The 21,806-nt window shown below is 66.5% G+C and carries 24 protein-coding genes; 10 read left to right on the top strand and 14 right to left on the bottom strand.

The features are described 5' to 3' along the window. Positions 1-74: 74 nt before the first annotated feature. Positions 75-1,661: a DEAD/DEAH box helicase gene (locus EU805_RS05930; RefSeq protein WP_129763031.1), complete on the bottom strand. Its 1,587-nt coding sequence runs from the start codon at positions 1,659-1,661 to the stop codon at positions 75-77. 179 nt (positions 1,662-1,840) lie between these two features. On the opposite strand from EU805_RS05930, the gene EU805_RS05925 reads away from it, so the two are divergent. Beyond that, the gene (locus tag EU805_RS05925) at positions 1,841-2,266 is read left to right on the top strand and encodes an OsmC family protein (protein ID WP_129763030.1); all 426 of its coding nucleotides are present in this window, start codon (positions 1,841-1,843) and stop codon (positions 2,264-2,266) included. 52 nt (positions 2,267-2,318) lie between these two features. On the opposite strand, the gene EU805_RS05920 is transcribed toward EU805_RS05925, so the two are convergent. The 3 genes from EU805_RS05920 to EU805_RS05910 form a co-directional block, all read right to left on the bottom strand. Then, positions 2,319-2,933: an exopolysaccharide biosynthesis protein gene (locus tag EU805_RS05920; protein ID WP_129763029.1), complete on the bottom strand. Its 615-nt coding sequence runs from the start codon at positions 2,931-2,933 to the stop codon at positions 2,319-2,321. Continuing rightward, positions 2,930-3,505: a hypothetical protein gene (locus tag EU805_RS05915; RefSeq protein ID WP_165351899.1), complete on the bottom strand. Its 576-nt coding sequence runs from the start codon at positions 3,503-3,505 to the stop codon at positions 2,930-2,932. The genes EU805_RS05920 and EU805_RS05915 overlap by 4 nt, the downstream gene beginning before the upstream one ends. Before the next feature lie 77 nt (positions 3,506-3,582). Then, positions 3,583-5,181 (bottom strand): peptide chain release factor 3, encoded by a 1,599-nt coding sequence (locus EU805_RS05910; RefSeq protein ID WP_129763027.1) that lies wholly within the window; start codon positions 5,179-5,181, stop codon positions 3,583-3,585. A gap of 125 nt (positions 5,182-5,306) precedes the next feature. On the opposite strand from EU805_RS05910, the gene EU805_RS05905 reads away from it, so the two are divergent. From EU805_RS05905 to EU805_RS05895, 3 genes are all read left to right on the top strand, one after another. Then, a complete protein-coding gene (locus EU805_RS05905; RefSeq protein ID WP_129763026.1) occupies positions 5,307-6,032 on the top strand; it encodes a hypothetical protein in 726 nt (241 codons plus the stop codon). A gap of 116 nt (positions 6,033-6,148) precedes the next feature. Next, a complete protein-coding gene (locus tag EU805_RS05900) occupies positions 6,149-6,784 on the top strand; it encodes a hypothetical protein (RefSeq protein ID WP_129763025.1) in 636 nt (211 codons plus the stop codon). Positions 6,785-6,862: 78 nt separating this feature from the next. After that, entirely contained in the window at positions 6,863-7,456 is a 594-nt protein-coding gene (locus tag EU805_RS05895; RefSeq protein WP_129763024.1) for a hypothetical protein, read from the top strand. 108 nt (positions 7,457-7,564) lie between these two features. Here EU805_RS05895 and EU805_RS05890 read toward each other — a convergent pair whose 3' ends face one another. Next, complete coding sequence (locus tag EU805_RS05890) at positions 7,565-8,566, bottom strand: Hint domain-containing protein (protein ID WP_129763023.1); 1,002 nt, start codon at positions 8,564-8,566, stop codon at positions 7,565-7,567. A 151-nt stretch (positions 8,567-8,717) separates the two neighbouring features. On the opposite strand from EU805_RS05890, the gene EU805_RS05885 reads away from it, so the two are divergent. Both EU805_RS05885 and EU805_RS05880 read left to right on the top strand, forming a co-directional pair. Beyond that, positions 8,718-9,497 (top strand): SDR family oxidoreductase, encoded by a 780-nt coding sequence (locus EU805_RS05885; protein ID WP_129763022.1) that lies wholly within the window; start codon positions 8,718-8,720, stop codon positions 9,495-9,497. 58 nt (positions 9,498-9,555) lie between these two features. Beyond that, the gene (locus EU805_RS05880; protein WP_129763021.1) at positions 9,556-10,635 is read left to right on the top strand and encodes an ABC transporter ATP-binding protein; all 1,080 of its coding nucleotides are present in this window, start codon (positions 9,556-9,558) and stop codon (positions 10,633-10,635) included. A gap of 4 nt (positions 10,636-10,639) precedes the next feature. Here EU805_RS05880 and EU805_RS05875 read toward each other — a convergent pair whose 3' ends face one another. The 5 genes from EU805_RS05875 to EU805_RS05860 all read right to left on the bottom strand — a co-directional run bounded on the left by EU805_RS05875 (position 10,640) and on the right by EU805_RS05860 (position 15,191). Then, positions 10,640-11,323, bottom strand: coding sequence for a M48 family metallopeptidase (locus tag EU805_RS05875; protein WP_129763020.1), 684 nt, complete (start codon positions 11,321-11,323; stop codon positions 10,640-10,642). Between the two features lie 35 nt (positions 11,324-11,358). Further along, on the bottom strand, positions 11,359-12,543 hold the full coding sequence (locus EU805_RS05870; RefSeq protein ID WP_129763019.1) for a VWA domain-containing protein: 1,185 nt from the start codon (positions 12,541-12,543) through the stop codon (positions 11,359-11,361). Continuing rightward, on the bottom strand, positions 12,543-12,713 hold the full coding sequence (locus EU805_RS17395; RefSeq protein ID WP_165351897.1) for a hypothetical protein: 171 nt from the start codon (positions 12,711-12,713) through the stop codon (positions 12,543-12,545). The genes EU805_RS05870 and EU805_RS17395 overlap by 1 nt, the downstream gene beginning before the upstream one ends. 13 nt (positions 12,714-12,726) lie before the next feature. Then, positions 12,727-14,079 carry a DUF2927 domain-containing protein gene (locus tag EU805_RS05865; RefSeq protein WP_129763018.1) on the bottom strand — a complete coding sequence of 451 codons (1,353 nt, stop codon included), beginning with the start codon at positions 14,077-14,079 and terminating at the stop codon, positions 12,727-12,729. 272 nt (positions 14,080-14,351) lie between these two features. Then, positions 14,352-15,191 carry a MoxR family ATPase gene (locus EU805_RS05860; protein WP_129763017.1) on the bottom strand — a complete coding sequence of 280 codons (840 nt, stop codon included), beginning with the start codon at positions 15,189-15,191 and terminating at the stop codon, positions 14,352-14,354. Between the two features lie 184 nt (positions 15,192-15,375). On the opposite strand from EU805_RS05860, the gene dksA reads away from it, so the two are divergent. Both dksA and EU805_RS05850 read left to right on the top strand, forming a co-directional pair. Beyond that, positions 15,376-15,798, top strand: coding sequence for an RNA polymerase-binding protein DksA (gene dksA, locus EU805_RS05855; RefSeq protein ID WP_129763379.1), 423 nt, complete (start codon positions 15,376-15,378; stop codon positions 15,796-15,798). 13 nt (positions 15,799-15,811) lie between these two features. Beyond that, the gene (locus tag EU805_RS05850; RefSeq protein WP_370318171.1) at positions 15,812-16,903 is read left to right on the top strand and encodes an FAD-dependent monooxygenase; all 1,092 of its coding nucleotides are present in this window, start codon (positions 15,812-15,814) and stop codon (positions 16,901-16,903) included. A gap of 67 nt (positions 16,904-16,970) precedes the next feature. Here the strand turns inward: EU805_RS05850 and EU805_RS05845 are convergent, their stop codons facing one another. The 4 genes from EU805_RS05845 to EU805_RS05835 all read right to left on the bottom strand — a co-directional run bounded on the left by EU805_RS05845 (position 16,971) and on the right by EU805_RS05835 (position 18,671). Continuing rightward, a complete protein-coding gene (locus EU805_RS05845; protein ID WP_129763015.1) occupies positions 16,971-17,312 on the bottom strand; it encodes a hypothetical protein in 342 nt (113 codons plus the stop codon). Next, positions 17,309-18,088: an exodeoxyribonuclease III gene (gene xth / locus EU805_RS05840; protein ID WP_129763014.1), complete on the bottom strand. Its 780-nt coding sequence runs from the start codon at positions 18,086-18,088 to the stop codon at positions 17,309-17,311. The genes EU805_RS05845 and xth overlap by 4 nt, the downstream gene beginning before the upstream one ends. 59 nt (positions 18,089-18,147) lie before the next feature. Further along, positions 18,148-18,273 carry a hypothetical protein gene (locus EU805_RS17825; protein ID WP_255465865.1) on the bottom strand — a complete coding sequence of 42 codons (126 nt, stop codon included), beginning with the start codon at positions 18,271-18,273 and terminating at the stop codon, positions 18,148-18,150. Between the two features lie 71 nt (positions 18,274-18,344). Then, positions 18,345-18,671 carry an iron-sulfur cluster assembly accessory protein gene (locus tag EU805_RS05835; RefSeq protein WP_129763013.1) on the bottom strand — a complete coding sequence of 109 codons (327 nt, stop codon included), beginning with the start codon at positions 18,669-18,671 and terminating at the stop codon, positions 18,345-18,347. A 67-nt stretch (positions 18,672-18,738) separates the two neighbouring features. On the opposite strand from EU805_RS05835, the gene EU805_RS05830 reads away from it, so the two are divergent. Then, entirely contained in the window at positions 18,739-19,911 is a 1,173-nt protein-coding gene (locus EU805_RS05830; protein WP_129763012.1) for a deoxyguanosinetriphosphate triphosphohydrolase, read from the top strand. Further along, positions 19,901-21,739 (top strand): sodium:proton antiporter, encoded by a 1,839-nt coding sequence (locus EU805_RS05825; RefSeq protein WP_129763011.1) that lies wholly within the window; start codon positions 19,901-19,903, stop codon positions 21,737-21,739. The genes EU805_RS05830 and EU805_RS05825 overlap by 11 nt, the downstream gene beginning before the upstream one ends. The last annotated feature ends 67 nt before the right edge of the window (positions 21,740-21,806 follow it).

Raw genomic sequence — 21,806 nt, 5'->3', positions numbered from 1 at the left:
GTGAATCCGGGCGGGGCGACCCTACGGTCGGGGGAACTGGCTGAACCCCAGCTGAGCCGTTCAGGCGTTGCGCCTCAGCCAGCCCCGCGTTCGGCAAAACTCTTCGCGATGAAATCGGGAACGTCTTCGCCCATGCCGACGACGGCGCGCCCATGCCCGCCCTTGTCGTTGGACTGGCCCTCGCGCTGGTCGTTGCCACCTCGCGCGCGACCGCGGCCGCCGCGGCTGGAGCGTCCGCCCTTCGGTGCATCGGATTGCGGCTCTTCGGTCGTCTGTGCGGCGCGCGGCTGCGACGGCGCTTTCGCGGCAGGTTCCGTATGGATGTCCTCCGCGACGGTCTGCGCATCCTCGGTCGCGGCCGCGGGATCCGGCGTCCGGGGCGATGCGGTGGGCGCGCTTTCGTCGGGTTTCGGGCTGTCCTTGCGACGCGACCGGCTGCGGGTGCGCTTGGGCTTGTCTTCGGTCGCGGCGGCAGGTGCGGCCTCGGTCTCGGACGCCTCGGCGGGAGTCGTGCCCGTCGGATTATCGAGGCGCGGGATGGTGGTCTGGACCAGCCGTTCCACGTCTTCGAGGTTCTTCACGTCGCGCGGCGCGCAAATCATGATCGCCGTGCCCTTGCGGCCCGCGCGGCCCGTGCGCCCGATGCGGTGTACGTAATCCTCGGCATGGGACGGCACGTCGAAGTTGAAGACATGGGTCACCGCCGGAATGTCCAACCCGCGCGCGGCCACGTCGGAGGCCACGAGGAAGCGCAAGGTTCCGTCGCGAAACCCCTCCAGCGTGCGGGTGCGGTGCGACTGATCCAGGTCGCCATGGATCGGGGCCGCGTCGTAGCCATGCTTGGACAGCGACTTCGCGACCGTGTCCACGTCGGACTTGCGATTGCAGAAGATGATCGCATTGGTGCAGGCGTCGCCTTCGGCGTCGATGAGCGCGCGCAGCAGGTCGCGCTTTTCGCGGTCCGCCTTGGCCTTGGTCGAGCCTTCGAAGATCACCACGCCCTGCTTGATGTTCTCCCCTGTCGTGGCCGCGCGGGCGACCTCGACCTTGGCGGGGCTGGAGAGGAACGTGTTGGTGATCCGCTCGATCTCGGGCGCCATGGTGGCCGAGAAGAACAGCGTCTGGCGCGTGAAAGGCGTCATCTGGAAGATACGCTCGATGTCGGGGATGAACCCCATGTCGAGCATCCGGTCGGCTTCGTCCACGACCATGATCTTCACGTCCGACAGGATCAGCTTGCCGCGTTCGAAATGGTCGATCAGCCGGCCCGGCGTCGCGATCAGCACGTCGACGCCCTTGTCGATCAGCGCGTCCTGTTCCTTGAACGACGTGCCGCCGATCAGCAGGGCCTTGGTCAGCTTGGTGTACTTGGCATAGGCGTCGAAATTCTCGGCCACTTGCGCCGCCAGTTCGCGCGTCGGTGCAAGAACCAGGCTGCGGGGCATGCGGGCGCGGGCCCGGCCACGGCCCAGCAGCGTGATCATCGGCAGCGTGAAGCTGGCGGTCTTGCCGGTGCCGGTCTGCGCGATCCCCAGGACGTCGCGTCCTTCGAGGGCCGGGGGAATGGCCCCCGCCTGGATCGGCGTGGGGGTTTCGTAACCGGTGTCGGCCACGGCTTTCAGAACCTTCGCATCCAGGTTCAGGTCGGAGAATTTGGTCATCGAGGCCCTTTCGATCTTGGCGGCTGATGGGCCGCAGATCTTGCGCGGCCAGGTCCGACCGGATTGTCGGACACGTCGATGGGGGTCCGTTACGCCTTTGTGAAGATTGGGTCAAGGTAGCGAGGAACCTGCCGCAAGAGCCGGCGTTGGTGAGCGAAGATGAATAAAAGGAGATCAAGATGATCAAGAAGCATGGTACCGCGAACTGGAAGGGCACGCTCAAGGACGGCGAAGGCCACGTCTCGACCGAAACGGCCGCGCTGCAAGAACATCCCTACGGCTTCAAGGCCCGTTTCGAAGGCGGCAAGGGGACGAACCCCGAAGAGCTCGTCGGCGCGGCGCATGCCTCCTGCTTCGCCATGGCGCTTGCCATGGGCTTGGGCGAGAAGGGCTACACCGCCAGCAACATCGACGCCAAGTCGACGGTCTCGCTCGAAGAGGTCGATGGCGGCTTCGCTGTGACGAAGGCCCATATCGAAGTCTCCGCGAGCGTGCCCGATATCTCCGAGGAGGAGTTCATGGAAGTCGCGAAGGCAACCGAGACCGGCTGCCCGATCAGCAAGTTGCTGACTGCGGAAATCTCGATGGACGCCAAGCTGGTCTGACCCCGTTCGGATCGCGAATATGCAAAAAAGGGGATCCTTCGGGATCCCTTTTTCATATGACGGTGAATTGCAACGCAAGATACCCGCCGACCGCGAAAAGCACGTAGCCGATACAGACCCAGACACCGTCACGCACGGTCGTGCCGATCCCAAGGATCATGGCTGACAATCCCAGCGCAAAAGGCGCGCCCGGCACGAAGCCCAAGGGGACCATGATCGCCCCGCTTGCAAGGATGCACAGCGCGGTCAGCCGTCGTGCCACCGGGCCCTGACAGACCGCATGGAGCCGGTTCGAAAGCAATTTTTCCAGCCGCTTGGCCCAGGGACGCGCTTTGTCGAGCGCAGTCTCTACCTTGCTTGTCTCGATCTCGATGTCCTTAAGCTTTCGGGGGAACCATAGGGGTCTGCCCAGAAGCATCTGGCCGCCCATCAAAACCAGCATGACGCCGATAAGGGCTGGGACCCCGGGAATGGCACCGGTGGGCAGGACGACGAAGGCGGACAAAAATGCGATCAGTGGCCCATAGCCGCGCTCTTCGATTCGTTCGACGAGATCGCCGAAGCGGGTTTTCTCTCCTTCCTCATCCTCGAGGACGCAGTCGAGCAGGTCGAGCAGGGGGCCGTCATTGGATCTGGTCATGTTGCGACAACCCGTCGCAGGGGTCATGGTTCCGGAACGGGCCCTTCAAAGACAAGATCACCACGTGGCGCGATCGGCGGCGGGTCCGACCCACGTTGCGCCTCTGCCGCGGCGAGGACACGGGCGAAGGCCCCGGCGGGCACGGAGCCGGCGTAGGATTGCATGCGTCCCTCCACGATCAGCGGCAGGCCGTTCTTTGCCGCGGCGATGAACTGGTCCTCTGTCAGGCGGATCGCGCCGACCTCGGCTTTCTGGCAACCGTCGATGCAATGGGTGTAAAGCCTGTCATGCCGCTCGTAGGGCAGGAGTTGCGTACCCGTCGCCATGAGCCTGACCGCCGGCGCATTCGGCGCGCGGCGACGCACGTTGGTCAGGACCGCGTAAGCGCGCGCACCGCCGCGCTGGACGATGGCGGGACGCGCGGCCATCAGCCCGGTGCCGTCGCGAAAGATCTCGCGTTCCCGCGTGGTGAAGGTCTGGATGCCCGACGACGTGCCTTCCGAGGCGATCACTTGCCCATCGAGCGGCCCCAGACGCGGAGCACCGAGAGGCGGCGTGCATCCCGCCAGAAAGATCAGAAGAAACAACGCGCGGCACATGCGGGCTAGCTTGGGCGCAGAAGATTAACCAAGTCTGAACAGCCGTCGGACCGAAACCCGGCGGCTCTCCCGCGCCGTCAGGCCACCATCATCTCTTTCGTCGACGACAAAGTCACGTCCGGATAGTCGCGGTCCACCCGGTCGATGTCCCATTGCAGCCGCGTCAGGTAGACCGTGTCACCATCGTTGTCGGTCGCGATGTGCTGCTTGTTGGCCGCGGCGAACTTGTCGACCGCGTCCTTCGTGCCGTGCACCCAGCGGGCAGAGGTGAACTGCGACGGCTCGAACCGGACCGGCAGGCCGTATTCCATCTCGATCCGGCTGGCCAAGACCTCGAACTGCAGCGCCCCCACGACGCCCACGATGAAGCCCGACCCGAAGGTCGGCTTGAAGACCTTGGCGGCGCCTTCCTCCGCGAATTGCATCAGCGCCTTTTCCAGGTGCTTGGCCTTCATCGGGTCGCCCGCGCGGCAGGTCTGCAAAAGCTCCGGCGCGAAGGAGGGAATGCCCGAGACACGCAGCGCCTCGCCTTCGGTCAGCGTATCGCCGATCCGAAGCTGGCCGTGGTTGGGGATGCCGATGATGTCGCCGGCCCAGGCTTCCTCTGCCAGCTCGCGGTCCGAGGCGAGAAACATGACCGGGTTGGTCACCGCCATCTGCTTTTTCGACCGCACATGCGTCAGCTTCATGCCGCGTTCGAAGTGACCCGAGGCCATGCGGACGAAGGCCACGCGGTCGCGGTGCTTGGGGTCCATGTTGGCCTGCACCTTGAAGACGAAGCCCGCGACCTTGTCTTCCTCTGGCGCAATCTCGCGCGGGGTGGCCTTCTGCACCTGCGGCTCGGGGCCGAAGGTGCCGATGCCGTCCATCAATTCCTTCACCCCGAAGGAGTTGATCGCGGAGCCGAACCAGATCGGCGTCATCGTGCCCGCGAGGAGCGCCTGACGGTCGAGCGGCGGCAGCAGTTCTCGCGCCATCTCGATCTCTTCGAGGAAGGTGTCCAGCAGGTCCGCGGGCACGTGTTCGGCCAGCTTGGGATCGTCGAGCCCGCTGATCTTGACGCTTTCGCCGACCTTGTTGCGGTCGGCGCGGTCCATCAGCTCCAGCCGGTCGCGCAGGATGTCGTAGGTCCCGATGAAGTCGCGGCCGCGCCCGATGGGCCAGGCGGCAGGGGTCACGTCGATGGCCAGGTTTTCCTGGATCTCGTCGATGATCTCGAAGGTATCGCGGCTTTCGCGGTCCATCTTGTTGCAGAAGGTCAGGATCGGCAGGTCGCGCAACCGGCAGACCTCGAACAGCTTCTGCGTCTGGCTTTCTACCCCCTTGGCCCCGTCGATCACCATGACGGCGGCGTCGACGGCCGTCAGGGTGCGATAGGTATCCTCGGAGAAATCCGAGTGACCGGGCGTGTCCACGAGGTTGAAGCGGTAGGTCTCGAAGTCGAAGGACATGGCCGAAGCGCTGACCGAGATCCCGCGGTCCTTCTCCATCTGCATGAAATCGGACCGCGTGCGCCGGGCCTCGCCCTTGGCGCGCACCTGTCCGGCCATCTGGATGGCCCCGCCGTAGAGCAGGAACTTTTCGGTCAAGGTCGTCTTGCCGGCGTCGGGATGCGAGATGATCGCAAAGGTCCGGCGGCGGGCGATCTCGGCGGGCAGGGCGGGGCGATTGGACATGGGGCGAGCCATAGACCGCGCCCGTGGCTCGCGCAAGGCTGCACAAATTGGTCACAGCCACGCGCCAGATCCGACGTAATCACCGGCGATACGACGGGAAAGCGAAACGACAAGAGAAGAGCAGAATGTCGCTGAAATCGATGACGACGGTTCTCGTCCTGACCCTCGCGGCCGGTTGTGGCGGCGGGGGCGGATCCTCCGAGACGCCACCGCCCGCCAGGGATCGTGCGACGAAGGCCGACACCTCCGACAAGGTCCCGACCACCCCCCGGCAGGAGGCGACGGAAGACACCGCTTCCCCGGATACGACCGAAGGGCAAATCGACGGGCAACTGCGGATCCGCGACCGGGCGGAGGCATTGCTGAGCCGATACGAGGGCCGCATCGCGCAGGCGCGGTTCACCGACCCCGATGCGCTGCCGGCGACAGGCTCTGCGACCTACGAGGGTGTGGCGGGCTGGTCCCTGGGCGGTGACCCGCTACTATCGGACGTCGCGGCCCTGGAAGCGGCCGAGATGCTCTCGCGCCTGGAACTGGACGTCGACTTTCGCGACAGCGCGCTCTCGGGCAAGATCGACGATGTCTTCGAGGTCCGGTCGGGCAAGGCCTATGCGGGTGATCTGTCCATCGCCGGCGACTTGCGGCGCGGGACGGATCCGTCGCAGCAGGCTGGCCTGCGCGCGCGCGCGCAGGGCGATCTGCGCGGTGGGGACCAGACCCTGAACCTCGATCTGGAAATGTCGGGGGATGCGCTGGCCGATGGCGCCGCGGTGGCCGGACAGTTGACCGGCGTTGCGCGCAATGCGGGGCGGGTTCAGACCGTTCAGGGCGGTTTCGTCGCGGACCGGTGAGCGCCGGGGCGCTCGCTATCGGATAGCGGGGGGCTGAAATTGCCTTCCCCCCGGCATTCCCGGACGTTGGGGTCAGATCCCGTGACTGCGGGGAAAGCCCAACCTGGAGACCTGCCATGACCGTCCATTCTTCTACCCGCGCGCTCTTTGCCGCCGGCGCCCTTGTCCTGATGAGCGCCTGCGGGGGCGGTGGATCCGCGCTGCAGGGCGGTGCCGCGGCCGCCGATGCATTGGAGTCCGCGCCCCGCGATCGCCTGACCTTCGCCGAGATCGCCGATGTCGCGGCAGAGGTGAACGACGGCTACAACGACGTGCCCATCACACCCAAATCGCAAGTTCCGACGGCGGGGCGTGCGGATTATTTCGGCGCCGTGGGCGGTGACATCGTCGTGGGCCGCAACCGAACCGAGGTCGCCGGCGTCATGGGCCTCGGCGTCGATTTCGCGGCGAACCGCGTCGGCGGTCGCCTGAGCAACTTCGTGACCCGGGACGGCGATGAGATCACGGGCTCGCTCGGTGTGAACAACGGGGTTCTGAACCGCCAGTCGAACAGCCGCCAGGTCGCCATCTTCGGTGACGTCGACGGCACGCTGCGGTCGGCGGCCGGCGAGCGGATCGTCGTCGACGCCCGCCTGCGCGAAAGCGGTTTCAAGGGCCGGAACGTCGAATACATCGGTGGCAGCGTCGAAGGCGGCGTGAACGTCGATGGTCAACCCGGTTCGATCGACATGCGCGCACAACTCGAGCGGTGAGAGGCGTCCGCGCGTCTTAAGGGATCGTTAACCGATCTGGCGCAGGGTGAGCGGGATCTGACGAAAGGGACCCCGCACATGACGGTTTCACGTAGCCTTCCGCTCTTGTTCCTGCTCGCGGGCTGCGGCGGCGGCGGCGGGGGGGAGGCTGCGGTCGACCCCCAGCCCGTCCGCACGGAAGTGGTCGAGCGTCTGGAAAGCCGGATCGCGCGCGAACCGGTGTCCGACCCGGCCGTCCTTCCGAACCAAGGTCGTGCCTTCTACGAAGGTTTCATGCGCGCGACCCTGCCCACCGGTCCGAACGGCGAGCGTATCGGATACATCGGCGACATGGAAATGAACGTGAACTTCGGCGCGGCCCGGGACGAGATCGCGGGCCAAGCGGACGGCTTCCAGACCGGCGACGGCGACCGCCTCGCCGGGCGCCTCGACATCGCCGGCGGCGACATCTTTCGCGACACCGAGGTGCGCGAGAATTATACCTTTACCGGCGATGTCGACGGCGATTTGCGGCGCGGCGACGACACCTATCGCATCGACGCCGGGATCGAAGGCGAATTCAAGGGCGCGGACCAGACGGCCGTCAGCGGCTTGCTGTTCGGTGACGTGACAGGACCGCTGGGGCAGGACGTCTTCGACGGGTCCTTCGCCGGAGAGAAACAGCGGGAGTAAGGACCGCACGCGTGCTTCGGCGTATGACAGCGATGGCCCATGCGTGAAAGCGCTTGCCGCTTTCGCGTTTCGCCCGCCCGCGCGAAGCCGCGAACCTGCCGGCAAGCCTCAGCTTCTGGAGGCGCGCTTGAGCAAGGCGACTGCGTCGGGGTGGGAGACGAGCTGTTTCTGCACCTCGTAGTTCATGTGCGGCCGGAACCCGTGGCCGCCTTCCGCGATCCCGTCCAGGTGCTTCGGCAGGGCCGCGCGCGTGCGGTGGTCGATCAGCATGGATTCGGCGGCGATACCTTCGGCATAGATGATCTGGTGCTGGTCGAAGAGCAGTTGAAAGTAATCCACGAACCCGCCGTCGCGCTGGTAGACGGTCTTGCCGTTGATGAGGTGTCGTACCTTGACCAGCACCTCCGACCGGCCCGCGCCCAGCTTGTCCTGCCGCTGGTAGATGAAAAGCCGGTGGTCGGGGCTGAGAACCAGGTCATTCTGGTTGTGCAACGTGCCCGCTTTCACCACCACCGGGGCGAATTCGCCCACCGCGCGCAGCGTCGTCTCTCCGATCCAGCGGACCGGTTGCGGGCCGTCGTTGCGTGTCAGCACCCGGTCGCCGATGCGCACGTCCTCGATCCTGACCTGCGCACCCGAGGCCATGGTGATATGCGTTCCGCGGGTGAACGAGACGCTGGCGGCTTCCGCAAACCGGGTCGTGGCCAGTTGGCGATCGATGCCGACCAGCCGGTAGGGCGTCTTGGGGTGAAGGTCGGCAAGGGGGAGCAGGTAGATCTCCTCCACACCGCCGCCCACGACCTCGACCAGGACGATCCCTTCGTAGGTCGTGCCGTCGGTGCTCATCAAGGTAATGCAGCAATCGAGGTAGATCTGCGCCGCGGGCAGCCCGGTCTGCGAGGCCTGCGCCACGTGGAACGGCCCGCCGTCCGCGGGCATCTCCAGCGTCATGGGATGCGGGCGCGCGTCCGGCGCCAGCATGTAGGTGTCGTCCAGCACCAGCTCGTCGGCAAAGCTCAAAGGTTCGCCGTCGGCCACGCCTTCGGCGACAACGAAATGCTTCGCCTGCCAGACCGAGAAATTCTGCACTTGTGATCTGGTCTGGGTCATCGCCTGCACATTCGTTCCGGTTGGACACATATGGCACGGCGTGCAAGAAAGCCATGCGCCGGCTACCGTGATAGTGCGAAGGCGCGCGCCGAGTGTAAACGGCGCAGGCACCGGCCCCGTCCGGACCATGCAACCTAGGAGGGTGGAACCGATGGATTTGAACATAACCGGAAAACGGGCGCTGGTCTGCGCCTCGTCCAAGGGACTGGGACGCGGCTGCGCCATGGCGCTGGCCGAAGCAGGGGTCGATCTGATCCTGAACGCCCGCGGCGCCGAGGCGCTCGAGGCGACCGCGCAGGAGATCCGCGATGCCCACGGCGTCGAGGTGGTCTGCGTCGCCGCCGATGTCTCGACCGAAGAGGGCCGTTCTGCGTTGCTGGAGAAGGCGCAGGGCGTCGATATCCTCGTCAACAACGCGGGCGGCCCGCCGCCGGGCATGTGGTCGGACTGGGACCGCGAGGATTTCATCAAGGCGCTCGATTCCAACATGCTGGCACCGATCGCCCTGATGAAGGCGCTTCTGCCCGGCATGATCGACCGCGGCTGGGGCCGGGTGGTGAACATCACCAGCCAGTCGGTCAAGGCGCCGATCCCGCAACTGGGCCTGTCGAACTCGGCCCGCGCGGGCCTGACGGGCTATGTCGCAGGGACCGCACGGCAGGTGGCCGAACACGGTGTGACGATCAACAACCTGCTGCCCGGCATCCATGCCACGGATCGGGCCGTATCGCTCGACACCGGCGTCGCGCAGAACGAAGGCATCTCGATGGAAGAGGCGAAGGCGAAGCGGGAGGCGACGATCCCCGCCCGCCGCTACGGCACGCCGGAGGAGTTCGGCGCGATGTGTGCCTTCCTGTGTTCCGACCGGGCCGGTTTCATCGTGGGCCAGAACATCCTGCTCGACGGCGGCGCGACCAACGCGACGCTGTGAGCTTGCAGCCCGGGCGGGCGGTTGCTAGGCACGCCGGAGTCTTTCGCTAAGGTTTCCGATGTCCCAGCCGCCGCGCCTGCGCGTGTCACATCTGGCCAAGTCCTTCGATGGCCGCCGCGTGGTGGACGACGTGTCCCTGTCGGTCATGCCGGGGCAGGTGACCTGCCTGCTGGGCCCATCGGGGTGCGGCAAGTCGACGACCTTGCGCATCATCGCGGGCGTCGACGCGCCGGACGCTGGAAAAATCGAGGTGGACGGCGCGCTGATCTGCGACGCGGACCGCTCGGTCCCGCCGGAGGACCGCTCGATCGGCCTGATGTTCCAGGATTTCGCGCTTTTCCCTCATCTTACCGTGGCGCGCAACGTGGCGTTCGGCCTGGCGCGCGGGGCCGGGGTGGCGGCCCGGGTCGAGGAACTCTTGGCCAAGGTGGACTTGCCGGGCTACGCGGACCGCTACCCGCACGAACTGTCGGGCGGCGAACAGCAGCGCGTGGCGCTTGCGCGCGCGTTGGCGCCGCAGCCCCGGATCCTGCTGATGGACGAACCGTTCTCGGGCCTCGACGACCGGCTACGGGACGAGATCCGGGACCAGACGCTGGACGTGCTCAAGGCCGAGGGCACCGCGGTCCTGCTGGTCACGCATGAACCCCAGGAAGCCATGCGCATGGCCGACGAGATCGCGCTCATGCGCCACGGTCGGATCGTGCAGCGCGGCGCGCCCTACAACATCTACAACACGCCCGTGGACCTGGAGGCCGCGTTTTTCTTCAGCGATATCAACGTGATCGAAGGCGAAGTTCACGGCGCGCTGACAGAGACGCCCTTCGGTCAGTTCCTGACGCCGGGACTGGCCGACGGCACGCGTGTCGATATCTGCATCCGCCCGCAGCACCTGCGGATCGACTTCGACCGCGGCGGTCGCGGCCCCCATCCGACACCGTCCGAGGGCACGGCGGCGCGCGGGACCGTGCAGCGGGCGCGCTTCATGGGCTCCGAGAGCCTGGTGGAGTTCCGCATGGACCACGACGCCACGATCCTGACCGCCAAGGTGCCGTCGGTCTTCCTGCCGAAACCGGGGACGCCATTGTGGCTTATGCTGCGGCGGGACCGCTGCTTCGTCTTTCCCCGAACGGCCTAGGACGTCAGGCGAGCCACTTGGCCTCGTTCGCCTCGATCGCCTTGATCCGCTCGGGCGTCTTCGGATGGCTCAGCATCCAGGCGGGGGTGCTGTTGCCGCGGCTGCCCGTGAGGTCCTCAAGCTTGGTGAAGAGCGACTTCTGCGGCCCAGTCCCGATCTCTGCCTTCAGAAGCAGGGCACTGGCATAGGCATCGGCCTCGAACTCGTCGCTGCGTGATAGCCGCGCGGCCAGCAGGGACATCAGCGCGTTGCCGATCATCAACCCGATACCCGGCAGGATCCGGTTCAACACCATCGCGATGGCCGTGCGCATCGCGTTCTGGGCCGAGAAATCCGTCAGCCGTCGCCGCGAATGTCCCAGCGCGACATGCCCCAGCTCATGCGCGATGACCGACGCCATCTCCTCTGCGGTGACGTCGCCCTTCCGGTAGCGGTTGTAGAAGCCGCGGGTGATGAAGATGCGCCCGTCGGGGGCCGCGAGGCCGTTGACCTGCTCGATCTCGTAGATGTGGACCTTGATCCGCTCGATCCCCAGCGCGCGGGCCATGCGGTCGCAGAGCGCGCGAAGGGGGCCGTCGGCCAGCTCGGTCGATCGGTCGTCCAGCTCGCGCCGGGTCCGCCACGCGCTGAACTGGTACATGGCCAGCCCGTAGAGAACCGCCAGAAGGATCGGGGTGAACTTGATCATGCTCTAGATATGGGGCCGCGCGGGGCCGCGCGCAATCACGACAGCAGCTTCATGCCTTCGGTGATCCCGCCCAGCGTCATCGGCACCATGCGGTCGGGCCCGAAGATCTCCTGGATCATGTGCAGCGACTGGGTATGCGGCCAGTAGCGGCGGTCCATCGGGTTGATCCAGACATGCTGCGGCCATTGATCGCGGGCCCGCTCCAGCCAGACCGACCCTGCCTCTGCGTTCCAGTGCTCGTTCGCCCCGCCGGGCATGGCGATCTCGTAGGGCGACATCGAGGCATCGCCTACGAAGATGCATTTCCAGTCGGACCCATAGGTGCGCAGCACCTCCCAGGTCGGCGTCTGCTCTGTCCAGCGGCGGCGGTTGTCGCGCCAGACGCCCTCGTAGAGGCAGTTGTGAAAATAGAAGTGTTCAAGGTGCTTGAATTCGGCCTTGGCGGCACTGAACAGCTCTTCGACCACGCGCACGTGGGGGTCCATGCTGCCGCCCACGTCGAGAAACAGCAACACCTTCACCGCATTGCGCCGCTCTGGCCGGGTCTTCACGTCCAGGTATCCGTTGCGCGCCGTATGGCGGATCGTGCCGTCGAGGTCCAATTCCTCGTGCGCGCCGTCGCGGGCCCAGCGGCGCAGGCGTTTGAGTGCGACCTTGATGTTGCGCGTGCCCAGATCGACCTCGTCGTCGAGATTGCGAAATTCGCGCTTGTCCCAGACCTTCACCGCGCGCTGGTGGCGGGACTTGTCCTGCCCGATGCGGACGCCCTCGGGGTTGTAGCCGTAGGCGCCGAAGGGCGAGGTTCCGGCGGTGCCGACCCACTTGCTGCCCCCCTGGTGACGACCTTTCTGTTCCTCGAGTCGTTTCTTCAGCCGCTCCATGAGGGCCTCGAAGCCGCCGGAGGCTTCGATCTCGGCTTTCTCCTCTTCACTCAGATGCTTCTCGGCCATTTTCCTGAGCCAGTCGTCGGGAATGTCGACGGCGTCCATCACGGCCTCTTGCGGGATCGCCTCCAGCCCCGAGAAAGCCTTCGCGAAAGCCCGGTCGTAGCGGTCGATGTGACGTTCGTCCTTCACCAGGATCGTGCGGCCGAGGTGATAGAAGGCGTCGATGTCGTAGGTCGCGAGGCCTGCGTCCATTCCTTCGAGGAAGGCGAGGAACTCGCGCAGCGTGGCGGGCACGCGCGCCTCTCGCAACGCCTCGAAGAAGGGCAGGAACATCAGACCGCGGCGCGGGAGATGAAGATCAGCACGAACAATCCGACGAGCGCCAGCGCCGTCCCCATACCGAAGGCCCATTGCGCCATGTCACGGCCGTTGCCGCCGGCGGCGCGGGCGCGCCAGGCCCCGAGCAGGGCGCCGAGAAGGAAACCGCCTAAGGGGATGATCATGGGCCTGTCCCGTCTAGAAAGGGCGCAATCTCTTCACTTCCGCAAAGCGCGCGCGCACGTCTGTTTCAGACCCGAAGCCGTAACGCGCCATCGGCAGACTGTCCAGCCGCAGGGCCTCTGCCGCGACGGTGCCGCCTTGCAGGTCCAGCGCCTCTGCCTTGAACATCATCAAGGTCGCAAGCAAGGCCGCATTCTGGTGAAGTCTGGCGGTGGGGATGGCCCGGTCCGCGATCTCGATCGTGGTCATCGCATCGCCCTGGGACAGCGCGAATGCGGCTTTCTGCACGGCGATATGGGCGGCATGGATCCGGGTAACGGGGCTTGCGGAATAGGCGCGGTCCGCGGTCTCGAACGCGGCGATGGCCGCGGCGGAGTCGTGGCCCACCTGCAAGCGGCCGTAGGCGTAGTAGGAAAAGCCCTGCCGCGGTCCGGTCCAGCCCAAGGTGCGGCTGATGCGCACGGCACGCGCGGCTGCGGCGCGGCGCGCGCCCGGCGTGGCCCCGTCGGTCAGGGCGGTCTCCATCGCGTCGATCCAGTCGCGCGAGGTGTCGGCAAAGCTGCCGGCCCCCGCGAAGCGTCCGCCGGGGTTCAGCCGGTCCAGCACGTCCGGGACCACGGCGGCGGCCTGGGCGCGGCTCATGCCAGAGCGCAACTCGGGCGCGTAGGTCACGCGCAGCATCAACATGTCGAAATCGGTGAGCACGGCGTGGATGTTGTCGTCGTTGAACACCGAATCCGGCAACCGGTAGAGGTCGTTGAGCGGACCCAGCGCCTGGGCCAGTTCCTCGTGCAGGCAGTCGCGGATTTCCTGCGGGGCCGCATCGGAGGGCACGAAGATCGCGGCACGCTGCCGTTGCCTGACGTTGCCCCAGTCGATGGACCCGCCCCGGCGGCGGGACAGGTAGTCGCTCCAGTCGCGCGCGTCTGGCACGACGAAACAGGCGGCGGTCGGCACGGCGCGCCGCAGGTCGCGCTGCGGAATGGCCTGCACGGTGATGCGCGCGTCGTCGCTGGTGGTGGGCTGGATGTCGAGACCCGCTTCCTGCCGCAGCCGGCCCAGCAGGGTCGACAGATCGCCGGAGAGTGACGGCGGGGCCGCACCAAGGATGCGCACGGTCAGCGGGCCTTCGAAGCGGCTCATCGCGGTGACCACGCGCCCACTTTCCAGGCGGAAGGTGAGGTCGAGGAAATCCTGCGCCATCTCCGCGTTCGATCGCGTGACCCGCACCGGTGAGCGACCCTTGAAGCCGTCGATCATCGCCATGGCCGGCGCCGTCGCGGCCCGGCTGGGGGGCGGTGGGGTAGATGGGCCGGGGGCGCAGGACGCGCAGAGCGCAAGCCAGAGAAGTGCGATGGACCGCCTCATGCGCAAAAGCCGTCGCGCCGCGCGGTCAAGAGGAATGTCGGGGGCTCGGCATGGGTCATGGCGCGCTCTCCTTCTTGTTTCGACACCCGACCTGGCAGCGGACTGCGGCTCCTTGAGGACCCGATTGCGGCGCGAATGCCGCAATTTTGAAAGGAACGCGGCGCCATCTAAGGGGAAACGGCGAGATTCGTGCGAACGAAATCGCACGCGCAGGCAATCGGCCCCCCAGGCGTTGCCGCAATACCCCATTCCGGCGGTTGGGGCCGGGTGGATCAGCGCTGCCTTCGCGCCATGAAGGCCAGCCGCTCGAACAGGTGCACGTCCTGCTCGGTCTTGAGCAGGGCGCCGTGCAGTTTCGGCAGCGCGCTCGCCCCGTCGCGGGCCAGATCCTCGGGGGACAGATCCTCCGCCAGCAGGAGTTTGAGCCAATCCAGCACCTCCGACGTCGAGGGCTTCTTCTTGAGGCCCTGCGTCTCTCGCAGCTCGTAGAACTGGGTAAGGGCGGTGGTCAGAAGACGCTCCTTGATGCCGGGGTGGTGGACCTCGACGATGCGCTTGAGGGTCTCCATGTCGGGGAACTGTATGTAATGAAAGAAGCAGCGGCGCAGGAAGGCGTCCGGCAGTTCCTTCTCGTTGTTCGACGTGATGATGACGATCGGCCGCACCGTGGCCTTCACGGTCTCGCCGGTCTCGTAGACGTGGAATTCCATCCGGTCGAGTTCCTGCAGCAGATCGTTGGGGAACTCGATGTCGGCCTTGTCGATCTCGTCGATCAATAGCACCGTGCGTTCGCCCGCGGCGAAGGCCTGCCACAGCTTGCCGCGTTTGATGTAGTTGCCGATGTCGTGGACGCGTGCGTCGCCCAGCTGGCTGTCGCGCAACCGGCTGACGGCATCGTATTCGTAAAGGCCCTGCTGGGCCCGCGTGGTCGACTTGATGTGCCACTCGATGATCGGCAGGCCCAGCCCCGCGGCCACCTGGCGGGCCAGTTCGGTCTTGCCGGTGCCGGGTTCCCCCTTGACCAGGAGCGGCCGCTCCAGCGTGACCGCGGCGTTGACCGCCATCGTCAGATCGTCGGTGGCGATGTAGCTGTCGGATCCGGTGAATTGCATGGGACGCTCCGTCTTGGGTCGTCCCGTGATAGGGTGTCGCAGAGAGGCTCACAAGCGTCGCAAGCCAATGAAAACAGGTGACACCCCGGCATCATCCGTCTAAGAGGGCGCCAGTAGCCAGCAGGAGAGTCGAATGTCATCCGACCACCAAGACCTGACACTCGACCGGGACAAGGGGACACCAATGAAAGCAGAAACCTTTCTGCCGGACGATTACCGCCCGGCCGAGGACGAGCCGTTCATGAACGACCGTCAGATCGAATATTTCCGCCGCAAGCTGCTGGACTGGAAATCCGACCTGCTGGACGACACGCGCGACACCGTGGCCGGAATGAAGGACCAGACCCGCAACATTCCCGACATCGCCGACCGCGCCAGCGAAGAGACAGACCGCAGCATCGAGCTGCGCACCCGCGACCGCCAGCGCAAGCTGGTCTCGAAGATCGACGCCGCCCTGCGCCGCATCGAGGACGGAGAGTTCGGCTATTGCGCGATCACCGGCGATCCGATCAGCCTCAAGCGGCTGGACGCGCGCCCCATCGCCACCATGACGCTGGAGGCGCAGGAGCGCCACGAGCGCGGCGAACGGGTGCATCGCAAGGACTGAGCGGATGCGGAACATGCGGGTTGCCGTCGTAGGCGGCGGCCCGGCGGGACTGACAACGGCGCTGGCCCTTGCGATGCAAGGCGCCAGCGTTCGAGTTTTCGAGCGGGCCGCCGTGCTGGGAGAAGGTGGTGCAGGCCTGCAGATCAGCCCCAACGGCGCGCGGGCTCTGAGGGCGCTCGATTTGTCGGGCGGGCTCGATCGGATCGGTCTGACCTCCGACGCGGTCGTGCCCACGGACGGGCTGACGGGCCGCGCGGTGACCCGCTTCGACTTGACCGCGCAAGTGCCGCGATATCGCTTCGTCGCCCGCCCCGACCTGGTGGGCCTGCTGGCGGAGGCCTGCGCGCGGGCGGGGGTCGAGATCACGACCGGCACCGCCATCGACCGACCCGAAAAGTTCGACCTGACCGTCGGGGCGGACGGGATCGGCTCTGGCATCCGGCGCAGGCTCAACGGTGGGGCGGCGCCGGCGTTCTCCGGCCAGGTTGCCTGGCGTGCGACCGTCCCGGCAGAGGCCGCTCCGCAAGCGCATATCTGGATGCTGCCGGGCCGCCATGTGGTGAGCTATCCGCTGCCGGGTGGCCTCGTGAACCTCGTCGCTGTGCAGGAGCGCGCAGAGTGGACGGCAGAGGGCTGGCGGCATGCGGACGACCCCGACAATTTGCGAGCTGCGTTTGTCGATGCCTGTCCCGCGCTGATCGGCCTGCTGTCGAAGGTCGAGACGGTGCATCTATGGGGCCTGTTCCTGCACCCCGTTGCGGCCGTCTGGCACGACGCGGACACTGTTCTGGTCGGCGATGCCGCCCACCCGACGCTGCCATTCCTGGCCCAGGGCGCGAACCTGGCGCTGGAGGATGCGGTGGTGCTGGTGCGGTGCCTGTCGACCAAAGGTCTCTCCGCCGGGCTTGCGGCTTACCAGGCGGAGCGCGCCCCACGGGTCAGCCGCGCCATCGCCGCGGCTAGGTCCAACGCGGTGAACTACCACCTGCGCGGGATGCGGCGGCGCGTGGCGCACCTTGGGCTGGCCGGGATCGGCAAGCTCGCACCCGGGGCCTTCATCGATCGGCTCGCCTGGCTCTACGATTACGATCCTGCCGAAAGATGAAGGGGCTCTGCCCCCGCGCCTGCGGCGCTCCCCCGGAGTTTATCCGGCCAGATGAAGCGCGCGTGGATCAGGGCCAGTTGCGGGCAGCCTCTGCAGTGGCGCGTTCGAGCACTTCCATCGTGCGGTAATCGACCCGGTAGATGTCTCTCTCGATCCGGAAATATACCCAACCATCCTGTGGCAGGGGCAGGCCATAATAGCCTGCGTTCATCAGCATCGAGTAACGCCCGCGGTCGAGGATTTCCCCGATGTCCACCGGCGGCGGGCCGGGGTCCGGCGGGCTTACGCGCCGGATCGGGGCGGTGGCGCAGCCGGCGCCGATGCTGGCCATGCGGCATTGGGCGGTGGCCGGTGCAGGCGGCAAGGTGCACGCCGCGATGACCGCCGCGCAGGCCAGGCGGGCGATCATGCGGCCAGATCGACCCAGACCGGCACGTGGTCCGACGGTTTCTCGCGGGCGCGGACGTCCTTCTCGATCCAGGCGTCGGTGAGCAGATCGGCGCCTTGCGGGGTCAGCAGTACGTGGTCGATCCGGATGCCGTCGTTCCGATCGAAGGCCCCGGCCTGGTAATCCCAGAAGCTGTAGTGCCCGGGCCCGCGGGTGCGCGCGCGAAAGGCTTCGGTGAACCCGAGGTTGACGACCTTCCGCCAGGCCATCCGGCTGTCCAGCCGGAACAGCGCATCCTCGCGCCAGGCGTCTGGCCGGGCGGCGTCTTCGGCTTGGGGGATGATGTTGTAGTCGCCCGCCATGAGGGCCGGCATCTCTTCGGTCAGAAGATCGGCGGCCCGGGCGCGCAGGCGGTCCATCCAGGCGAGCTTGTATTCGTGTTTCGGCCCCGGCGCGGGGTTTCCGTTCGGCAGGTAGAGCCCGCAGACCCGCACCGCCGTCTCGCCGATGACCGTGGCTTCGATCCAGCGCGCCTGTTCGTCACTATCGTCGCCGGGCAGTCCGCGTGTGACATCCTCGAGGGGAAGTTTCGACAGGATCGCGACACCGTTGAACCCCTTTTGTCCATGGGTCTCGACCGTGTAGCCCAGATCCTCGATCACGTCGCGGGGGAAGCCGTCGTCGACGGACTTGATCTCTTGCAAAAGGGCGACGTCCGGCGCGCTGTCCTTTAACCAGTGGAGAAGGCCGTCGATGCGGGCCTTGACGCCGTTGATGTTGAAAGTCGCGATCTTCATGTGCCTGGCCCCTCGAGAGATCGCCAAACTAGGCCAAGGCACCGTCGGGGTGCAAGAGATCAGCGACGGGGATCGCGGACGCGAACCGGGATGGGGGCGTGATCCTCTCGCGGACCGCGCGCGGCCTGTCCGGCGATGGTCAGACCGGCCAGGCCTGCAAGGATGGTTCCAATCAAGACGGTCATGTATGTTTCCTCCTGTTGATCGTGAAACGATCGCTGGATGAGTTCGGTTCCTGCGACATCGTCGCGTGTGGTCAGATCGAGAACGAGGTGCCGCAGCCGCAGGACGAGGTGGCGTTGGGATTTTCGATGACGAACCGCGCGCCGATCAACTCTTCGCTGAAGTCGATGGTGGCATCGGCCAGGAACGGCAGGGAGACGGAATCGATCACCACCGTCTCGCCCTTGTCGGACAGCTTGAGATCATCCTCTCGCGGCTCGTCCAGGGCGATGTCGTACTGGAAGCCCGAACAGCCACCGCCGTCGACGGCGATACGCAGAACCTTGCCCTGGCCTGCGGCACCGATCTCGCTCAGGCGCTCGAAGGCGCGCGGGGTGACTTTGGGCGGCAACGTCAACATATCGGACCTATCGGTTTGGCTTCGCTTGAAATATAGGAAGCGCGGGCAATCGACACAAGACGGGCAGATGGCAGCACCTTACGCAACCGACCCCGCGGGTTCGCGCGGGCGACTTTACGCCGAAGAGGAAAGCGCGCACCGCTCGCCGTTCCAGCGCGACCGCGACCGGATCATCCATTCCAGCGCGTTCCGGCGACTCAAGCACAAGACGCAGGTCTTCATCGAACACGAAGGCGATTACTTCCGCACGCGTCTGACCCATTCGATCGAGGTGGCCCAGGTGGCCCGCACCGTGGCCGCCGCACTCGACCTGAACGTCGAACTGACGGAGGCCATCGCGCTTGCGCACGACCTTGGCCACACCCCTTTCGGCCACACGGGGGAAGAGGCGCTCGACCGCCTGATGCGGCCTTACGGCGGGTTCGACCACAACGCCCAGGCCCTGCGGATCGTCACCGATCTCGAGCGGCACTATGCAGAATGGGACGGGCTGAACCTGACGTGGGAGACGCTGGAAGGCATCGCCAAGCACAACGGGCCGGTGCCGGCGCCGCATCCTTACGCGCTCGCCGCATACGATGCGCGCCACGATCTCGAGCTGCAGACCCACGCCAGCGCCGAGGCGCAGGTGGCGGCGCTGTCGGACGATATCGCCTACAACAACCACGACCTGCACGACGGTCTGCGCGCAGAGCTGTTCAGCACCGACGAATTGGCCGAGCTTCCGATCCTGAGCACATGTTTCGCGAAGGTGGACGCGAAGTACCCCGGGTTGAACTACTATCGCCGCCGGCACGAGGCGCTGCGGCGGTTCTTCGGCGTGCTGGTGGAGGACGTGATCGCGGTCAGTCGCGCCAACCTCGCCGCGCTCGATGCGAAAAGCGTCGCGGATATCCGGCACGCGGGCCGCATGGTGATCCAGTTCACCCCGGCGCTCTGGGCGGACCTGAAGGTCATCCGCCGGTTCCTCTTCGAACGCATGTACCGCGCCCCCGCGGTGATCGAGATGCGCCGGACCGTGACCGGCATGCTGGACGAGCTCTTCGACTTCTACCTGACCCATCCGTCCGAACTGCCAAAGCAATGGCGCAAGGAAGTGGCAGAGGCATTGGACCGCCAGACCTTGGCACGGCTGGTTGCGGACTATATCGCCGGAATGACGGATCGTTTCGCGATCCAGGAACACCAGCGGCTGATCGGCGGTCGCGACGTCCCACCAGGAGTGACAGATGGCCATTGAGACCGCCCCGGGGGCCCTGAGCCCCGTTATCGCCATTGCACTGGTCGGCGGCCTTGGCGTCGGAAGCCAATGGCTGGCCTGGCGCCTGCGGATGCCCGCGATCGTGCTGATGCTGGCCGCCGGCATCGTGATCGGCCCGGTCCTGGGCGTCTTCGATCCCGCCCGCGACATCGGGCCGCTGATGACACCGATCATCGCCATCGCCGTGGCCGTCATCCTGTTCGAGGGGGGGCTCACGCTCAACTTCCACAAGTTGCGCGACGCGGCCGTCGGCGTGCGGCGGCTGGTCTTCGTCGGTGCGCCGGTGGGGTGGATCCTGTCGGCCCTGGTCCTGCGGTACGGGGCGGGGCTGTCCTGGTCCTCGTCCTGGGTCTTCGGCGGCATCATGATCGTGACCGGCCCCACGGTCATCGCACCCTTGCTGCGCACCGCACGCCTGGCACGCCGTCCCGCGCAGCTGCTGCAGTGGGAGGCGATCGTCAACGACCCCATCGGGGCGATCGCCGCGGTGCTGGCCTTTCAGGTGGTCCTTGTCCTGAACTCCGCCGAAACCGTCGCGAGTGCCGTCTGGGTGCTTGCCCTGGGCATCGGCTGCGCGATCGCTCTCGGCCTCGCGGGGGGTTACGGGCTGGCCTGGGCGTTCCGTAACGCGCATGTGCCGGAATACATGAAGGTCAGCATCCTCTTCGCAGCCCTTCTGGGGATCTTCGGCCTGTCCGATGCGATCCTGCACGAAAGCGGGCTTCTGGCCGTGACCGTCATGGGCATCGTGATCGCCAACGCCAACCTGGCGTCCTACGCGGAGCTGCGCCGGTTCAAGGAGCATGCGACGATCCTGCTCGTCTCTGGCGTCTTCATCCTGCTCGCGGCCTCGCTCGATTTCGCGGAACTCGGCCAATTGACCGGGCGGGCGGCGCTGTTCGTGGCGCTCATCATCCTCGTGGCGCGTCCCGTGACCGTCTTCTTGTCGCTGGCTGGGTCCGGCCTGCCGTGGCGCGAGCAGGTGCTGGTGGCCTTCACCGGACCGCGGGGCGTTGTGCTGGTCGCGGTGGCCGGGCTCTTCGCCGATCGTCTCGTGGAACTGGGGCTGGAGGACGCCCGGGTGATCGGACCGCTGGCCTTCGTCCTGGTCGCGGCCACGGTCGTCATCCACGGCTTCACGCTCAAGCCCATGGCCCGGTTCCTGAAACTAGCGGGGGCGGGCAATCCGGGCGTCATCATCGTCGGCGGGTCCGAATGGACCACCGCGCTGGCCGAGGCGCTGGCCAAGGCCGACGTGCCCGTCCTGATGACGGATGCCAACTTCGGACACCTGCGCAAGGCGCGGACGGCCGGTATCGCGACCTTCACCGGCGACATCCTGTCGGAGGCCGCCGAACAGCGGCTGGAACTGGTCAGCTACGACAAGCTTCTCGCCGCCACCGACAACGATGCCTACAATACGCTGGTGGCCACCGACCTCGGCCCCGAGTTCGGACGCGAGAACGTTTTCCAGATCGAACGCACCCGCACCGACGGGGCCCGCCATACGCTGCCGGCGACGCTGGGCGGCCGTCCCTTCGGGCACGGTGTCACCTTCGACGAATGGGAGCGGCTGGTGAAAGCGGGCTGGACCTTCCGGATTACCCGCCTGACCGAGGAATTCACGCTCGCGCATTGGCAGGAGAAACGTCCCCGGTCGCACCTCGTCGGGCGGATCCTGCCCAACGGCGACTTCCGCCTTCTGCACGAAGACGAGGAGATCCGCGGCATCCCCGATACCCGCCTGATCGCCTTGCGTCCGCCGGATCCGAAAACGGGCAGCGTGCAGCCGCCTGCGGATACCTGACGCCAAATTTCCGGCCGCGGTTCGGGCTGAATCTGCGGGACGCCTCGCCGGCGGGGCGGATGTTTTC

The organism is Salipiger sp. IMCC34102 (assembly GCF_004145405.1).
Classification (GTDB): Bacteria; Pseudomonadota; Alphaproteobacteria; order Rhodobacterales; family Rhodobacteraceae; genus Loktanella.
The sequence above is the reverse complement of the archived record's forward strand: the minus strand, read 5'-3'. Positions and strand labels throughout refer to the sequence as shown.

Bases quoted from the DNA above. Each gene is read 5' to 3' on its own strand.
- EU805_RS05845 (WP_129763015.1), bottom strand. From the start codon at position 17,312: ATGATCGCCCGCCTGGCCTGCGCGGCGGTCATCGCGGCGTGCACCTTG.
- EU805_RS05930 (WP_129763031.1), bottom strand. From the start codon at position 1,661: ATGACCAAATTCTCCGACCTGAACCTGGATGCGAAGGTTCTGAAAGCC.
- xth (WP_129763014.1), bottom strand. From the start codon at position 18,088: ATGAAGATCGCGACTTTCAACATCAACGGCGTCAAGGCCCGCATCGAC.
- EU805_RS05880 (WP_129763021.1), top strand. From the start codon at position 9,556: ATGTCCCAGCCGCCGCGCCTGCGCGTGTCACATCTGGCCAAGTCCTTC.
- EU805_RS05910 (WP_129763027.1), bottom strand. From the start codon at position 5,181: ATGTCCAATCGCCCCGCCCTGCCCGCCGAGATCGCCCGCCGCCGGACC.
- dksA (WP_129763379.1), top strand. From the start codon at position 15,376: ATGAAAGCAGAAACCTTTCTGCCGGACGATTACCGCCCGGCCGAGGAC.
- EU805_RS05905 (WP_129763026.1), top strand. From the start codon at position 5,307: ATGTCGCTGAAATCGATGACGACGGTTCTCGTCCTGACCCTCGCGGCC.
- EU805_RS05890 (WP_129763023.1), bottom strand. From the start codon at position 8,566: ATGACCCAGACCAGATCACAAGTGCAGAATTTCTCGGTCTGGCAGGCG.
- EU805_RS05830 (WP_129763012.1), top strand. From the start codon at position 18,739: ATGGCAGCACCTTACGCAACCGACCCCGCGGGTTCGCGCGGGCGACTT.
- EU805_RS05885 (WP_129763022.1), top strand. From the start codon at position 8,718: ATGGATTTGAACATAACCGGAAAACGGGCGCTGGTCTGCGCCTCGTCC.
- EU805_RS05920 (WP_129763029.1), bottom strand. From the start codon at position 2,933: ATGACCCCTGCGACGGGTTGTCGCAACATGACCAGATCCAATGACGGC.
- EU805_RS05850 (WP_370318171.1), top strand. From the start codon at position 15,812: ATGCGGGTTGCCGTCGTAGGCGGCGGCCCGGCGGGACTGACAACGGCG.
- EU805_RS05925 (WP_129763030.1), top strand. From the start codon at position 1,841: ATGATCAAGAAGCATGGTACCGCGAACTGGAAGGGCACGCTCAAGGAC.
- EU805_RS05825 (WP_129763011.1), top strand. From the start codon at position 19,901: ATGGCCATTGAGACCGCCCCGGGGGCCCTGAGCCCCGTTATCGCCATT.
- EU805_RS05870 (WP_129763019.1), bottom strand. From the start codon at position 12,543: ATGTTCCTGCCCTTCTTCGAGGCGTTGCGAGAGGCGCGCGTGCCCGCC.
- EU805_RS17395 (WP_165351897.1), bottom strand. From the start codon at position 12,713: ATGATCATCCCCTTAGGCGGTTTCCTTCTCGGCGCCCTGCTCGGGGCC.
- EU805_RS17825 (WP_255465865.1), bottom strand. From the start codon at position 18,273: ATGACCGTCTTGATTGGAACCATCCTTGCAGGCCTGGCCGGTCTGACC.
- EU805_RS05835 (WP_129763013.1), bottom strand. From the start codon at position 18,671: ATGTTGACGTTGCCGCCCAAAGTCACCCCGCGCGCCTTCGAGCGCCTG.
- EU805_RS05860 (WP_129763017.1), bottom strand. From the start codon at position 15,191: ATGCAATTCACCGGATCCGACAGCTACATCGCCACCGACGATCTGACG.
- EU805_RS05900 (WP_129763025.1), top strand. From the start codon at position 6,149: ATGACCGTCCATTCTTCTACCCGCGCGCTCTTTGCCGCCGGCGCCCTT.
- EU805_RS05895 (WP_129763024.1), top strand. From the start codon at position 6,863: ATGACGGTTTCACGTAGCCTTCCGCTCTTGTTCCTGCTCGCGGGCTGC.
- EU805_RS05865 (WP_129763018.1), bottom strand. From the start codon at position 14,079: ATGAGGCGGTCCATCGCACTTCTCTGGCTTGCGCTCTGCGCGTCCTGC.
- EU805_RS05875 (WP_129763020.1), bottom strand. From the start codon at position 11,323: ATGATCAAGTTCACCCCGATCCTTCTGGCGGTTCTCTACGGGCTGGCC.
- EU805_RS05915 (WP_165351899.1), bottom strand. From the start codon at position 3,505: ATGTGCCGCGCGTTGTTTCTTCTGATCTTTCTGGCGGGATGCACGCCG.